Origin of the sequence: Mucilaginibacter sp. SJ, from assembly GCF_028993635.1 — a bacterium.
In the GTDB taxonomy this organism is placed as follows: Bacteria; Bacteroidota; Bacteroidia; order Sphingobacteriales; family Sphingobacteriaceae; genus Mucilaginibacter.
Window position 1 is genome coordinate 6,163,719 of record NZ_CP118631.1, and the last position, 15,123, is coordinate 6,178,841.

Sequence of the window (15,123 nt, forward strand, 5' to 3'; positions counted from 1 at the left end):
ATTTTTTTATTGTATTGCCTGTTAAAAGTTTGGTTTAAGCACGTATTTGTTATAGAAACGGGTGATGTGCTCAACAGCTTCTTCGGCGGTATCAACTACGCGGTAAAGGTTCAGGTCGTCGGGATTGATATTGTGCTGATCGTTCAGCATTTTTTCTTCAACCCATTTAAACAGGCCTTTCCAGTATTCAACTCCAACAAAAATGATTGGGAAACGGGCAATTTTACCGGTTTGGATAAGGGTGATGGCCTCAAACGATTCATCCATAGTGCCAAAGCCGCCGGGCAAAATGATAAAACCCTGCGAATATTTCATAAACATAACCTTACGGATAAAGAAGTAATCAAACTCCATGATCTTATCCCTGTCGATATATTTATTGTGGAACTGCTCAAATGGGAGTTCGATGTTTAAACCTACTGATTTACCGCCGTTTTCATAGGCGCCCTTGTTGGCAGCTTCCATAATACCGGGCCCGCCGCCTGATATTACACCGTAACCATGCTCGGTAAGCAGGCGGGCGGTTTCTACAGCCAGTTGGTAGTATTTGTTATCGGTATGCGTACGTGCCGACCCGAAGATGGATACGCATGGGCCAATTTTGGCCAGTTTTTCAAAGCCGTCAACAAATTCGGCCATTATTTTAAAGATCTGCCAGGAGTCGGTAACCTTAATTTCCTGCCAGTTTTTGTTCTCGAAAGCTTGTCTTATTTTATCTTCTCCGGTCATATTCTTTTTTTAGTCCGGAAGTCGGGGAGTCCAAAGTCCGGAAGTGTTTTTTTAGTCCGGAAGTCGGAACGTCCGAACGTCCGGAAGTTTTTATTCTATATTAATTAATGCAAAGTACAAAGAAAATTGATTCCGGTTTATTTGTTGTTTTACTTTTTAATTACCCGATCTCCGGGTTTTCCGATTTACGGACTTCCCCAACTTTCGGACTCGAAGTAACCCACAGCCCAATAAATGTAATTAATCCGTTTACAATGATGAGTTCGTTACCAAAAACATATCCGCCTAAAATTGATTTTGATTCGGCATTTAAAAAATAGCATATAGCAGGAGAGAGTATGCAAATGAAGGGTACCAGTTTATCCATTACCTGCCTGTTGCCTACAAACAGACCAAATGAATAAAGGCCAAGCAGCGGCCCATAGGTATACGATGCCACGGTAAATATGGCGCTAACCACAGCATCATTATTAATGGCGTTAAATATGATGATGGTTAAAAACATCAACCCCGAAAAAGCAATGTGTACCCAATGACGTACGGCCACCATTTTTTTGCTATTCACATCCTTGCGCTTGTTAAAACCTAAAAAGTCTACACAAAAAGAGGTAGTGAGTGCTGTAAGTGCCGAATCGGTAGTGGCAAAGGTGGCAGCTGTTAAACCCAGCATGAATATCATTGCCGGAACAAGCCCTAAATATTGCAGGGCGATAGTAGGGTACAGGTAATCGGTTTTGGTAACATTGATACCGTTTTTGGCAGCGTACATGTAAAGCAAAGCGCCTACGCTCAGGAAAAATATGTTAATGATCACGAAAACGCCAACAAAGCTGAACATGTTTTTTTGCGCTTCTTTGATATTTTTAAGGCTAAGGTTTTTTTGCATCAGGTCCTGGTCAAGCCCGGTCATGCCGATAGTGATAAACATGGCGCCTAAAAACTGTTTACCTAAATGCAGCTTGCTGCTCATGAAATCGTTAAAGAAGAATATTTTGGAGTAGCTGCTGTTTTTGATGGTTTCGGCAGCTTCAAAAATATTCATGTGCAGGCTCTGGCAAATAAAATATATCGACAGAAAAACAGACGTTACCAGGAAAAATGTTTGCAGGCTATCGGTAATGATAATGGTTTTCAATCCTCCTTTAAAGGTGTACGACCAGATGAGCAGCAAACAAATAAGCACCGTAACCGCAAAGGGAACATGATAGCTGTCAAAAATAAATTTCTGCAGTACGATAACCACCAGGTATAACCTAAATGCAGAGCCGATAACCCGGCTTACAAGGAATATAGCAGCAGCTGTTTTATAGCTCCAAACGCCTAACGCGCCTTCAATGTAGCTGTAAATGGATGTGAGTTTAAGCCGGTAATATAAGGGAAGTAATACCGTTGCTATGATGAAAAAGCCGGCAGCGTTGCCCAGCACAAACTGGAAATAGGCAAAATCATCGGTGCCAACCTTACCGGGAACGGAGATAAAAGTAACCCCGCTCAACGCCGTACCAATCATCCCGAAGGCAACTAAATACCATTTGGAATTTCGGTTGGCTACAAAGAAAGTATCATTATCCGAAGATTTTTTTGATGTAAGCCACGAGATGATTAGCAATACCAAAAAATAACCGATGATGAATGACAATAATACTCCTGGCGACATAGGTGTGTGTTTAAGTCGGAAGTCCGAAGTTCGGAGTCCGAAGATTTTTTGCAAAATACAAATACCTCCGTGAATTTGACAATCCTAAGTTTTCAAAAACTGCAAGTTCTTCAGGTTTAAAACTTTCATCCATTCGTCTTACTGACTTCCAGACTTCGGACTTGCGACTTAAAATTCTTACCTTCGCACAATGAATTTTTCGTCCAAATTGCTGGAAAATGCTGTAGCCGAATTTGCTAAATTACCGGGGGTAGGTCAGAAAACGGCCCTGCGTTTGGTGCTGCATTTACTTAACCAGGATAAGCAGGATGTTGAACGTTTCAGTACCGCTGTAACCAAACTTCGCAACGAAATACAGTTTTGCCGGGTTTGTTATAATATCTCTGATCAACCGGTTTGCGAGATCTGCTCATCGCACCGCCGCGACCACAGTCTTATTTGCGTGGTTGAGGATACCCGCGATGTAATGGCTATTGAAAATACAAATCAGTTTAATGGCGTTTACCATGTGCTGGGCGGCTTAATATCGCCGATGGATGGCGTTGGGCCGTCAGATTTGCAGGTGGATACCCTGGTCGAACGTCTTAAGCCAACAACCGATAATGAGGTTAAAGAAGTGGTTTTTGCCCTGAGCGCAACCATGGAAGGTGACACAACCTTATTCTATCTTCACAAAAAATTAAAAAATTTCAATATTACCATTACAACCATAGCTCGTGGCATAGCTTTTGGTGGTGAATTAGAGTACGTAGATGAGATAACTTTGGGCCGTTCCATAGCTACCCGCGTTCCGTACGAAAATTCACTATCTAAATAGCATGAAACTATCTATAGTTGTTGTAAGCCATAATACCTGCAACCTGCTCAGAATTGCCCTGAATGCAGCGGTCAGGGCCGCGCAGGACGTTAGTCACGAGGTTTTTGTGGTCGACAATGCTTCGGCTGATAAGTCGATAGCCATGTTAAATACTGAATTTCCGGATGTAAAGATAATAGCCAACGATAAGAACGAGGGCATGGCCCGGGCGTATAACCATGCACTTAAACTGGCTGCAGGCGAGTATGTTTTACTGGTCAATGCGGATACTATTACAGGCAAGAAAACCATTGAAAAAGCCCTTGAGTTTATGGATCTGCATACCGATGCCGGTGGTTTGGGGGTACGTATGATAACTCCTGAAGGCAAATTTTTGAAAGAATCAAAACGCGGGTTCAACAAGCCCTGGGAAACCTTTTTCAAACTAACCGGCCTGGCAAAACATTTTTCAAAATCAAGGCTTACCAGTCCGCAAAGTAAAGATTGGGTCGAAGAGTTTCAAACCTCCGAATCGGATATCATCAACGGTGCTTTTATGCTGCTGCGTAAAGAAGCGCTTAACCTGGTAGGATTAATGGATGAGCGTTTTCATACCTATGGTTATGATATTGATTATTCATACCGGATCAGGCTTGCCGGGTTTAAAAATTACTATTTCCCCAAAACATATATTATCAATTTTAACATACAAAACAAGGTTAAATTTAGCTGGGCACACATTAAGGAATATTATGGAGCGATGATTATCTTCGCCTCCAAATATTTATTTAAGGTGCCCGAACTTAAGGTGGAAGGCATCCCCCAGCTAATTCCTCCTTCGTATGAAGTTAAATGATAAAGTCGTAATCATCACCGGCGCCTCGTCGGGCATCGGGAAATCACTTGCTTATGAATGTGCCAGGCGCGGCGCTAATGTGGTACTGGCGGCAAGGCAATATGTTACCCTTTGCCAGCTTACCGAACAGTTGGAGCGGGAATATAAAATCAAAGCATTAGCAGTACAGTGTGATGTAACCAATGAAGATGATTGCGCTCAGCTTATTAAACAAACCCTTATTACTTTTGGTAAAATTGATGTATTGATCAACAACGCGGGCATCACTATGCGCGCCCTGTTTAAGGATGTAAAAGTGGATGTGCTAAAACAGGTGATGGACGTTAATTTTTGGGGAATGGTTAACTGCGTCAAATATGCCCTGCCCGAAATTACTAAAACCAAAGGCAGTATAGTAGGTATATCATCTATAGCAGGGTATAAAGGTTTGCCCGGCCGTTCAGGTTACTCGGCATCGAAATTTGCCATGAACGGGTTTTTAGATTCATTAAGGATCGAAAACCTTAAAACAGGGGTACATGTATTAACAGCCTGCCCCGGCTTTACGGCATCAAACATACGCAATACCGCTTTGAACAGCGAAGGCAAACAGCAAGGCGAGAGCACCCTTGAAGAACAAAAAATGATGAGCAGTGATGAGGTGGCCAAACATATTGTTGATGGCATTGAAAACCGGGCCCGCACATTAACCCTCACCGGCCAGGGCAAACTTACCGTAGCCCTGAGTAAATTTATCCCGGCATTTTTAGATAAAATGGTTTATAAGCATTTTACCAAAGAACGGGATCCGTTACTTCGTTAGTCATTTTTTCATTAGGTCATTAAGTCATTTTTTGTTCGTCGAGCGATAAAATGACTAATGACTTAATGACCGACCATATCAAATGCGCTTATCTTGCTCAAATCCAATACAACGCGGCCTGTTTCATCGCGCTCAAAGGCTGGTTTAAATTTAGCGTCCCATACAAAATCGTCGTACTGGTATGACGTACGGGAATGGATGGTTTGCGAAAAGGTATCGTCGAAAGTTTTCAGGATTACCGAAAGGCCGGCTTGCCTGCGTTCAAGCTCCTCAGGTGTGATATCTTTAATCGGGCTGTTTTCATCAAGCGGGTGAACTACTGTCCAGTTCAGGGTTAAAATACTAACGCGGGTTCGTTCCAGTTCGAGCTGGAAGAATTTACGTACGGTTTTGCCGTTTTCCTCGTCGTTATAGCTGAAAACAACTTCCATTTCCAGGTCGATGAGGATGTTTCTGCGTTCGTTGGCCAGGCGAAACATCAAACCTTTACCGCCATCGCGATAGGGTGCGATAAGCACATTGCGGCTATACATGATCTTGGCCGAGGGACGCGAAAAACGGCCATAAAGTAAACCTGTTGCTAAAGCAAAGGCCAGCAGTCCCATCATTGATTCGAGGGCCGCGATAGTATTGGGGATTATTCCCCTCGGGCTAATATGGCCATAGCCTACCGTAGATATCGTTTGCGCGGAAAAAAAGAAGGAATCCATAAAACGGTCAAAATCGGTATGACCGCTTTTACCGTCAAGCACATCGGGCCCCAACGAAAAATAAATGAGCGCGAAAATAATGTTTACTATAAAATAGCAGCTAAAAACAATGAACCAAAACTTGCGCCAGCTCATGGTAATGAGCGAGTGGTAGTTGTTTGATGTAGTAAAAAACGGAAGGCCGGTACGTTTTACATTGATAGTGCCATCCTTATTTATGACCGGCTGGCTTTTAATAACCGGCTGGGTACCAAAACCAAGATCATCTTCGGGATTAATTTTCTCTTTATGTATAGACATGAGGCCAATTAGTGAATTATTGAATTAGTGAGTTAGTGAATTTTTGATCGAACACGGGCAATACCGCGAACCCGATAAATCAACAGCTAAAATATAAATTTAAGTAATCTGGGGGGCTTTCCAGATTAATTCACTAATTCGCTAACTCATTATTTCATTAACTGATCTTAAATCACTAATTCAATAATTCACTAATTGATTTCACTATCTGTTTGTTTTTATAAAAACTATTTACATATTTGTGCCAACAAGTAACAATGACAAAATTAAACAACAATTGGTGGTGGCTTAACGAGTAATCGTAAGGCAATTCCATGTTTGTTTAAAAGATATATTCAAAAAGGGTTGCCATACGGCAACCCTTTTTTTATGCTTCGCCCCCTAACCCCCTAAAGGGGGAACGATTAGCGCGGGGCACGATAAATTATAATTAAACTATACCAACTCCCCCTTTAGGGGGCCGGGGGGCGAGCAAATGAAACAGATACTTAATCATCTTTTTGAACACAAAACCTTTAGCAGGGAACAATCAAAAGGCATTTTGATAAACATTGCGCAGGGTAGGTACAATAACGCGCAAATGGCGGCCTTCATGACAGCCTATTGTATGCGAAGCATTACCGTTGAAGAACTGGAAGGCTTTCGTGATGCCATGCTGGAGCTTTGCCTGCCTGTTAACCTGGAAACCGATGGCCTCATTGACCTTTGCGGTACCGGAGGCGATGGTAAGGATACTTTTAACATTTCAACGCTTGCTTCATTTGTTGTAGCAGGCGCGGGGTATAAGGTGGCCAAGCATGGTAACTATGGGGTATCATCGGGCTGCGGTTCATCAAATGTGATGGAGTACCTGGGTTATCAGTTTACCAACGATATTGACAAGCTGAAACGGAGTGCCGAGGAAGCTAATATCTGTTTTCTGCACGCGCCATTGTTTCACCCGGCTATGAAAACCGTTGCGCCTATCCGCAGGGAACTGGGTGTTAAAACTTTCTTTAATATGTTAGGGCCAATGGTTAACCCGGCGAAGCCAGATAATCAATTGGTAGGGGTGTTTAACCTGGAGCTTGCCCGGGTATACGCTTACCTTTACCAAAAATCAACTACAAAATATACCATCATAAACGCCCTGGAAGGCTATGACGAAATTTCATTAACCTGCGATTTTAAGACCTTTTCGGCAGATGGTGAAAAGATCAACAGTGTGGAAGACCTCGGTTTTGAAAAGCTCGATCCTAAAGAGATCATTGGTGGTGACACTGTTGAGGCTTCTGCAGTTATATTCAGCAATGTGCTTAAAGGCAATGGCACCCCAGCCCAAAATAACGTGGTACTGGCTAACGCCGCGCTGGCCATTAAAACCATCGGCCCTGAAAAAACTTTTGGTGATTGTTTTTATGAAGCCGAAGAAGCATTGTTAAGCAAAAAAGCGCTGAGGAGTTTTAATACTTTATTACAAAACTAAAGCATGAAAATAAAGGTTTGCGGTTTAAAACATCCTGAAAATATTAATGCGGTTGCTGCTTTACAGCCCGACTATGTAGGCTTTATTTTATATGGCAAATCGCCACGCTATATGGCAAACCTGGCGACAGATGCGTTGCAAACTATACCCGCCTCTATCCAAAAAACGGGTGTTTTCGTAAATGAAAGCTCTGAAAATATTGATCGCCTGGTCACTGAATATGGCTTTAACGCGGTTCAGCTGCATGGCGATGAAAGTCCGGAATTTTGCGCTGCTTTTAAAGGTAGGGTAACCGTGATCAAAGCTTTTGGTATTAACGAAGATTTTGATTTTGAACAGTTAAAAGATTATGCCAACAATATTGATCTTTTCCTGTTCGATACCAAAACAAAGGAATACGGCGGCTCGGGTAAAACTTTTGACTGGGCCATCCTTGACCAATACAAACTGGACATTCCCTTCTTTTTATCAGGAGGGGTGGGGCTTGAAAATATAAAAGAGGTTAAAAACATCACACACCCTCAATTTTATGGGGTTGACCTTAACAGCAGGTTTGAAATTGAGCCGGGTTTAAAGAATATCGAAAAATTAAAAGAGGCATTTAAAATCATCAAAAATAAAACACAACAAATGAAATACGGAGTTAACGAACAAGGTTATTATGGCGATTTTGGGGGAGCATATATCCCCGAAATGTTATATCCTAACGTAGAGGAATTAAGGGAGCAATACCTTAATATCATAAATGATGATGATTTTAAAGCCGAGTTTGACGATCTGCTTAAAAACTACGTCGGCCGGCCTTCTCCATTGTATCATGCCAAAAGGTATTCGGAGAAATATGGCGCTAACATCTTCTTTAAACGCGAAGACCTCAACCATACCGGCTCGCATAAGATCAATAACGCCATAGGGCAAATCCTGTTAGCAAAACGGCTGGGCAAAAAGCGTATCATTGCCGAAACCGGCGCAGGCCAGCATGGGGTGGCAACCGCTACCGTATGCGCGCTCATGAATATTGAATGCGTTGTGTACATGGGCGAAATTGACATGGTGAGGCAGGCGCCAAACGTGGCCCGTATGAAAATGCTTGGCGCTAAGGTTGTACCCGCCACATCTGGCAGTAAAACACTTAAAGACGCTACCAACGAGGCCCTGCGCGATTGGATAGGCAACCCGGTTGATACACATTATATCATCGGTTCTGTAGTTGGCCCGTATCCTTATCCGGATATTGTGGCCCGTTTTCAGGCTATCATATCGCAGGAAACAAAGGCCCAGTTGCTTGAGCAAACCGGCAAGGAGTTACCGCAATATGTGATGGCTTGTGTAGGCGGGGGCAGCAACGCTATGGGGATGTTTTATCATTTTATAGAGGATGAGGCTGTAAAACTGGTTGCTGTTGAAGCGGCAGGTAAAGGCGTAAATAGTGGTGAATCGGCCGCCACAACAGCTTTGGGCGATGAAGGGGTGCTGCATGGCAGCCGTACCATATTGATGCAAACCGAAGACGGACAGGTGGTTGAGCCTTATTCAATTTCGGCGGGACTGGATTATCCGGGTATAGGGCCGCAGCACGCACATTTGTTTAAAACCGGCCGCGGGCAATATGTAAGTATTACCGATGAGGAGGCTTTGCAGGCAGGTTTACTTTGCTGTCAGCTGGAAGGGATTATCCCGGCTATTGAAACAGCCCATGCTTTGGCCCAGTTAGAGAAAATGAAGTTTGAGGCCAACGATAATGTGGTGATCTGCATTTCGGGCAGGGGAGATAAGGACCTGGATACGTATATTAATTATTTCGGGTACTAATTGGTTCATAGTTGATGGTCCATAGACCATAGCTGATCCGTGAAAAAAATCAACAATAAAAAATAAAACCATGGACTATGGTCTATCGTCCATAGACAAATAAAATACAATGAACCGTTTAAACAAACTTTTTGCATCAAAAAACAATAACCTGTTATCTATATACTTTACCGCCGGTTACCCAGCGCTGAACACTACAGTTGATATTGCCGAAGCCCTTGAAAAATCAGGTGCCGATTTCCTGGAGATCGGTTTCCCTTATTCTGATCCGGTGGCTGATGGCCCAACTATTCAGCATAGTTCAGAGTGTGCTCTGGAAAATGGCATGAGCCTTAAAGTTTTGTTTGAAGAGCTTGCCGAACTACGCAGCAGGGTAAGTATTCCTATTTTGCTTATGGGCTATTTTAATCCCATTGCACAGTATGGTGTTGAACGGTTTTGTAAAAAAGCTGCCGAAGTAGGTGTTGACGGCATTATTGTACCCGATCTGCCGATCTATGAATATGAAAAAATGTACTCGTCATATTTTATCGATAACGGCCTGAGCAACATATTCCTGGTAACTCCGCAAACATCTGAAGAGCGCATCCGCAAAATTGATGAACTGAGCAACAGCTTTATCTACCTGCTGTCGTCATCAACAATAACGGGCTATAACCTGAAACTGAGTGATAGCGTTGAAGAATATTACAAACGCATTACCGCGATGAAGCTAAAGAATCCAACCATTATTGGTTTTGGTATTACCGATAGCAGCAGCTTTGCCAAAGCATGTAATTATGCCAATGGGGCAATTATAGGAAGCAAATTTGTGAAGCTTTTAGGCGAGGAAGGTTATATGGATAAGATTGATGGATTTGTGAGGGGGATAAGGCCGTAAAAAAATATACACCGGTCGATGAATATTAATGAATAAAACCGAATGTCATTTCGACGAACCGGTTGTGGAAAATGTGTGAAGGGGGGAGGAGAAATCTTATACGCCTTGATCTAAAACATGTGTACGGCTCTACAGGGCGTAGGAGATTTCTCTTTCGCCCCAGCGCCGATGCCCAGCTGCTCAATCGAAATGACATTTTCTTTTAGTTAAAGATGTGTTCACATAGTAGTGCAATGCCCTGTAATATTTAAGGCTTTTCTACAAATACAACTCCAAATCGCCTTTACCTTCACGAACAATATCAAAGTCGCCGGTAGTGCAATCAACTATGGTTGATGGGATGTTGTCGCCATAACCGCCATCAATTACAATATCCACCAGGTCTTCATATTTTTCGTGGATCAGCTCCGGATCGGTTGAGTACTCGATAATATCGTCGTCATCCCTGATAGATGTAGAAAGTATCGGATTACCTAACACACGCACAATTTCGCGGGCTATATTATTGTCGGGCACCCTGATACCAACCGTTTTTTTGTTGGAGCTGAGCATTTTGGGAACCATATGACTGGCATTGAATATGAATGTAAATGGCCCCGGCAACGCCTTTTTTAGTACGCGGAAAGTAGTATTGTCAATCGGTTTGATGTAATCAGAAATATGGCTCAGATCATAGCAAATGAATGAGAAGTTGGCCTTTTCGGGTTTGATATTCCTGATCTTACAAATGGCTTCAATAGCACGGTGGTTGGTAATATCGCAGCCCAAACCATAAATGGTATCGGTGGGGTATATAATCAGGCCGCCTTTTTTTAACACCTCAACCACCTGCTCAATAGCCTTTGGATTAGGGTTTTCGGGATATATTTTAATTAGCATAAGTATAAGAACAAATATAGCGCTACTTGGTTTAAAAACAGCGGCAAAACGTGCTTTAAATCACGTTATTATGATCGAAGAGACACGGTGGAATTTCAGATAGTAGATAGGAGGCACCTACGGAGCCAGCATTGTTTTATCTTATCACCTACAAACACGATACTCCTACGGAGTGCTTTGTTAAGTTTTTAACACTCCGTGGGAGTATCGTGTTTGTAGCAAAATAATAGATCAATTTATGGCTCCGTAGGTGCCACCTGTAATAAAAGCGATGCTTTTCGAATAATCTTGCTGTATTTAAAGATCGTTAAAAACCCAAAAAGCCATTCGCGTTAAACGAATGGCTTTGTTATTTGAATTTAACCTGCTTGCTGCTTCAATAATGCCGTGTTGTTTGGATCCTTTAACAACAGCGGCATTTTAAAAGTTAAAACACAGCAACAGTATTAAAACAATTAAGCTTGTTTAGTGAACTGTATGTTGATTAACAATTTAATGTCTTCGCCAACTACAATTGAACCGGCTTCAGTTACGCCGTCCCAGGTTAAACCGAAATCTTTACGGTTAATTTTACCGCTGATTTCGAAACCAGCTTTGGTATTGCCATAAAAGTCGGCAGCCGAACCACCAAATTCTACGTCGAGCGTTACCGGTTTGGTTTGATCTTTAATGGTAAGGTTGCCTTTCAATTCATATTCTTCATCATCAGTTTTGGTGAATGAAGTTGATTTGAAAGTGATCTGAGGATATTTTTCGGCGTCAAAAAATTCGGCCGATTTCAAGTGCTCGTCGCGTTGTGTCTGGTTGGTATCAATGCTGTTGATATCTAAAGAGAAATCAATTTCAGCATTTTCAAAATCATCATTATCAGTTAATAACTCACCGTTAAAGCTTTTGAAAAAACCACTCACGGTTGAAATAACCAGGTGTTTAACTTTAAATTGTACTTCTGAGTGCATAGGGTCAATAACCCATTTTGTTGCTGTTTCTGTTGCCATGATTTTTATTTCTTTTTTGTTGATACAAAGATAAGTACAAAAATAGATGTTTAAACATGTATTTTTACTTTGTGACTTTAAAACGACATTGAGTAAGTTTCTTAACCACAAATTTGCCCTATTGTTTAAATTATAAATCTATTTTTATCAAACTTAATAGCCGCTTCATATAAAATTAACTATCCATGAGAAAGCTCTTCGTTGTTTCGTTCTTTATCATATTCAGTATGCTTGCTTTGTGGACTGTCATCTGGCCACCCGCTGCATGGTCGTTTCTGTTCATGGGGCCTGTATATCTTATCGGCTTTTATGATATGGTACAGCCCAAACACAGTATTGTGCGTAATTACCCGGTGTTTGGCCACCTGAGGTATTTGATGGAAGAACTTAGGCCTAAAATATACCAGTACTTTATTGAAAGCGATACCAACGGTACGCCTTTTAACCGTCAAAACAGGAGTGTAATTTACCAGCGAGCCAAAAAAGTTGATGACACCCGTCCCTTTGGTACCGAGCTTGATGTTTATGATAATGGCTACGAATGGCTTAACCATAGCATAGCGGCAATTGATCACCATAAATTAAATATGGATCCCCGTGTAAAGGTCGGCGGGGCGGCCTGTACGCAGCCTTATATGGCCAGCGTATTCAATATTTCGGCTATGAGCTTTGGTTCGTTGAGTATGAACGCCATACTGGCCCTTAACGGCGGTGCAAAACTGGATAACTTTGCCCATAACACCGGCGAGGGGGGATTAAGCGATTACCACTTGCAACCAGGCGGCGATATCATTTGGCAAATAGGCACCGGCTATTTCAGTTGCCGCCATAAGGATGGTACTATGAACTACGATGCCTTTGCCGAACGCGCAGTGCTTCCACAAGTGAAAATGATCGAGATCAAGCTGTCGCAAGGAGCAAAGCCTGGTCATGGGGGGATATTGCCCGCTGCCAAGGTAACACCTGAAATTGCGCGGATCAGGCTGGTGGAGATGGGGAAGGATGTGGTTTCGCCACCGTACCATACCGCGTTCACCAATCCATTGGAGCTGATGGTATTTATTCAAAAGCTTCGGGATCTTTCAGGCGGCAAGCCAGTCGGGTTTAAATTGTGCGTTGGTCATAAAAGCGAGTTTTTAGCTATTTGCAAGGCTATGGTCAAAACAGGCATTACTCCCGATTTTATTACTGTTGATGGGGGCGAAGGCGGCACCGGCGCTGCCCCGCTTGAGTTCAGTAACTCGGTAGGGATGCCGCTGCGCGAGGCTTTGGCTTTTGTTTATGACGCGCTGACCGGGTTCGATCTTAAAAAACATATCAAGCTTATAGCATCGGGAAAAGTAGCCACGGGTTTTGACCTGGTCAAAAATTTTGCCCTCGGTGCCGATATGTGTAACAGCGCCCGTGGCATGATGTTCGCCCTGGGATGTATCCAGGCGCTTGAGTGTAACAGCAATACCTGCCCTACCGGCGTGGCCACACAGGATAAAAGCCTGATGAAGGGCCTGGTAGTGGATGATAAAAAAGTACGTGTGGCTAATTTCCACCGGCAAACGGTGAGCAGCGCCATTCAGATGATAGGTGCCGCGGGTTTAAGCAAACCGTGCGACCTGCACCGCATGTATATTTATCGCCGTGTTAACCACAGCCAGATCCTCACTTATGGCGAGCTGTTCCCTTACATCCCCAAAGGCAGTTTGTTAAATACACCTTATCCGGCATCGTTTGAGTTTGACATGGCCATCAGCAGCGAAAATACGTTTGTGCCTGATTATAGCGGGATTACAAATGTTGACTACAGCAATGTGAGTTCGTATTGAAGAAATTTTAAGGTTGATGATCAGAGGTTAATTAAAAACGGTGCAATTGCAGCTTTAAGCACGAACGCTTTAACCGGCTATAGTTAAATTCAACAGCCCTGCGCTTGAGAGGGGAATTGAAAACTCTTAACGGATCTGTTAGCATAACTAATGTCCGACACTCACCACCCTTGTCACTTTCCACAGCCCATCCTTATACTGCCAAATGTGTACAAATTTCATCAGGCCGATTACTGGTTGTCCGTTTTCGGTATGTGTGAAACGATGTGTACCCATTTCAATAGCGCCAAAGCCGGGCATGGGGTAAACCTCAAGCGTTTCTTTAAGCAGGTCGCGGCGCAGGTCGGCGGCTTGTTTGTTCTCGAAAATTCCTTTAAAGCCGGCCATGGTGCCGTCATAACCAGTTACGCCCTTACCATCGTTATAGAATTCAACATCGGGCGCAAACAGCGTTTTCATCACTTCTAAATTACGGCTGTTAAAGGCGTTGAACATTACACTATCCATGTGTGCGATGGTGTTAAATAACTGCTGGTCTTTTGGTTTAAACGCCTTGGTTTGCGCGTTGGCAACCGAGGCAGACAGTATCGCAGCAAAGCCAATAATGAACAGGGTATAGGTTGATTTTTTCATGATATGATAGAGCGTCTAATAATTAATTCACATAAAATAATTATATAATGTTAATAAACAGAATGTTAAGTTTTCGGCTTTGTGCGTTCAGTTTTTAGCTTTATATAAATGTATTAAATATATCATCATGACGCGCCACCATGGCCGATAGTGACAGTAGTACCGACCATTTTCATGGTGAAAAAAACTGTATAATGCTACTGCAATTCATAATTAAGTAAAAATGCTCCCGATTAACATAATTTAACGGTTTATGCCCGGCGCCGGTGTAATATTTGGACTGCATTTTACGTAACTTTACTTATTAAATTAAGCGCAATGAAAAGGAATATCTTTATGATAGGCTTGATGCTTTTAGGCGGTTTGTTTAGCGGCGCCCTAAAAGCCCAGGAAACAGCATCGCTGGTTGCCGATCAAAATCCACGCTACATGGAAAGCCAGGCAAAATATATCAGGGTTGCCGATACCCTGAACAGCCTGCACGGGGTAACCATACAAAATACTTACAAAGCTTACGATTGGTATGAAGCCAAACTGGAACGCCGCCGTCAAAACCGCGCGTGGCGGCATGAGGAACGCATGAACGGATATTATGATTATTCACCGTCATGGGGCTTATATGGCGGCTACTCTTATTCTCCATTTTTAAACTATGGATGGGGCAATCGCTGGGGCGGCTATTATGGTGGCCGCTGGGGTGGCCGTACAAGCATCGGTATCGGTTTTGGCTGGTAACAAATTAAGCGGCAATCAATCTAACACATCATAATTTATAATATACTACAA

General features: G+C 42.8%; 14 protein-coding genes. 8 read left to right on the top strand and 6 right to left on the bottom strand.

What is annotated here, in order from left to right:
• Positions 1 to 21 precede the first annotated feature (21 nt).
• Together MusilaSJ_RS25315 and MusilaSJ_RS25320 are read right to left on the bottom strand one after the other, a co-directional pair.
• On the bottom strand, positions 22 to 729 hold the full coding sequence (locus tag MusilaSJ_RS25315) for an LOG family protein (protein ID WP_090533093.1): 708 nt from the start codon (positions 727 to 729) through the stop codon (positions 22 to 24).
• Positions 730 to 889: 160 nt separating this feature from the next.
• Positions 890 to 2,386 (bottom strand): sodium:solute symporter, encoded by a 1,497-nt coding sequence (locus MusilaSJ_RS25320; protein WP_274987541.1) that lies wholly within the window; start codon positions 2,384 to 2,386, stop codon positions 890 to 892.
• A gap of 190 nt (positions 2,387 to 2,576) precedes the next feature.
• Here MusilaSJ_RS25320 and recR point away from each other — a divergent pair, with 190 nt between their 5' ends.
• From recR to MusilaSJ_RS25335, 3 genes are read left to right on the top strand one after another with little or no spacing between them, the layout of a single operon-like run.
• Positions 2,577 to 3,203, top strand: coding sequence for a recombination mediator RecR (gene recR, locus MusilaSJ_RS25325; RefSeq protein ID WP_274987542.1), 627 nt, complete (start codon positions 2,577 to 2,579; stop codon positions 3,201 to 3,203).
• 1 nt (position 3,204) lies between these two features.
• The gene (locus MusilaSJ_RS25330; protein ID WP_274987543.1) at positions 3,205 to 4,038 is read left to right on the top strand and encodes a glycosyltransferase family 2 protein; all 834 of its coding nucleotides are present in this window, start codon (positions 3,205 to 3,207) and stop codon (positions 4,036 to 4,038) included.
• Entirely contained in the window at positions 4,025 to 4,840 is an 816-nt protein-coding gene (locus tag MusilaSJ_RS25335; protein ID WP_274987544.1) for an SDR family oxidoreductase, read from the top strand. The genes MusilaSJ_RS25330 and MusilaSJ_RS25335 overlap by 14 nt, the downstream gene beginning before the upstream one ends.
• A gap of 62 nt (positions 4,841 to 4,902) precedes the next feature.
• On the opposite strand, the gene MusilaSJ_RS25340 is transcribed toward MusilaSJ_RS25335, so the two are convergent.
• A complete protein-coding gene (locus MusilaSJ_RS25340; protein WP_274987545.1) occupies positions 4,903 to 5,850 on the bottom strand; it encodes an ion channel in 948 nt (315 codons plus the stop codon).
• A 475-nt stretch (positions 5,851 to 6,325) separates the two neighbouring features.
• Between MusilaSJ_RS25340 and trpD the strand changes: the two genes are divergently transcribed.
• The 3 genes from trpD (at position 6,326) to trpA (ending at position 10,007) form a co-directional block, all read left to right on the top strand.
• Positions 6,326 to 7,315 carry an anthranilate phosphoribosyltransferase gene (trpD, locus tag MusilaSJ_RS25345; RefSeq protein WP_274987546.1) on the top strand — a complete coding sequence of 330 codons (990 nt, stop codon included), beginning with the start codon at positions 6,326 to 6,328 and terminating at the stop codon, positions 7,313 to 7,315.
• Positions 7,316 to 7,318: 3 nt separating this feature from the next.
• Positions 7,319 to 9,127 carry a bifunctional phosphoribosylanthranilate isomerase/tryptophan synthase subunit beta gene (locus tag MusilaSJ_RS25350; RefSeq protein ID WP_274987547.1) on the top strand — a complete coding sequence of 603 codons (1,809 nt, stop codon included), beginning with the start codon at positions 7,319 to 7,321 and terminating at the stop codon, positions 9,125 to 9,127.
• A 109-nt stretch (positions 9,128 to 9,236) separates the two neighbouring features.
• Entirely contained in the window at positions 9,237 to 10,007 is a 771-nt protein-coding gene (gene trpA / locus MusilaSJ_RS25355; RefSeq protein ID WP_274987548.1) for a tryptophan synthase subunit alpha, read from the top strand.
• Positions 10,008 to 10,265: 258 nt separating this feature from the next.
• Here trpA and MusilaSJ_RS25360 read toward each other — a convergent pair whose 3' ends face one another.
• Entirely contained in the window at positions 10,266 to 10,886 is a 621-nt protein-coding gene (locus MusilaSJ_RS25360) for an L-threonylcarbamoyladenylate synthase (RefSeq protein WP_090533076.1), read from the bottom strand.
• A 455-nt stretch (positions 10,887 to 11,341) separates the two neighbouring features.
• Positions 11,342 to 11,884 carry a YceI family protein gene (locus MusilaSJ_RS25365; protein WP_090533071.1) on the bottom strand — a complete coding sequence of 181 codons (543 nt, stop codon included), beginning with the start codon at positions 11,882 to 11,884 and terminating at the stop codon, positions 11,342 to 11,344.
• 185 nt (positions 11,885 to 12,069) lie between these two features.
• On the opposite strand from MusilaSJ_RS25365, the gene MusilaSJ_RS25370 reads away from it, so the two are divergent.
• A complete protein-coding gene (locus MusilaSJ_RS25370) occupies positions 12,070 to 13,704 on the top strand; it encodes an FMN-binding glutamate synthase family protein (RefSeq protein ID WP_274987549.1) in 1,635 nt (544 codons plus the stop codon).
• A gap of 147 nt (positions 13,705 to 13,851) precedes the next feature.
• Here MusilaSJ_RS25370 and MusilaSJ_RS25375 read toward each other — a convergent pair whose 3' ends face one another.
• The gene (locus tag MusilaSJ_RS25375; RefSeq protein WP_274987550.1) at positions 13,852 to 14,337 is read right to left on the bottom strand and encodes a nuclear transport factor 2 family protein; all 486 of its coding nucleotides are present in this window, start codon (positions 14,335 to 14,337) and stop codon (positions 13,852 to 13,854) included.
• A gap of 318 nt (positions 14,338 to 14,655) precedes the next feature.
• On the opposite strand from MusilaSJ_RS25375, the gene MusilaSJ_RS25380 reads away from it, so the two are divergent.
• Positions 14,656 to 15,072, top strand: a complete 417-nt coding sequence (locus tag MusilaSJ_RS25380) for a hypothetical protein (RefSeq protein ID WP_274987551.1) — start codon at positions 14,656 to 14,658, stop codon at positions 15,070 to 15,072.
• Positions 15,073 to 15,123: the final 51 nt, after the last annotated feature.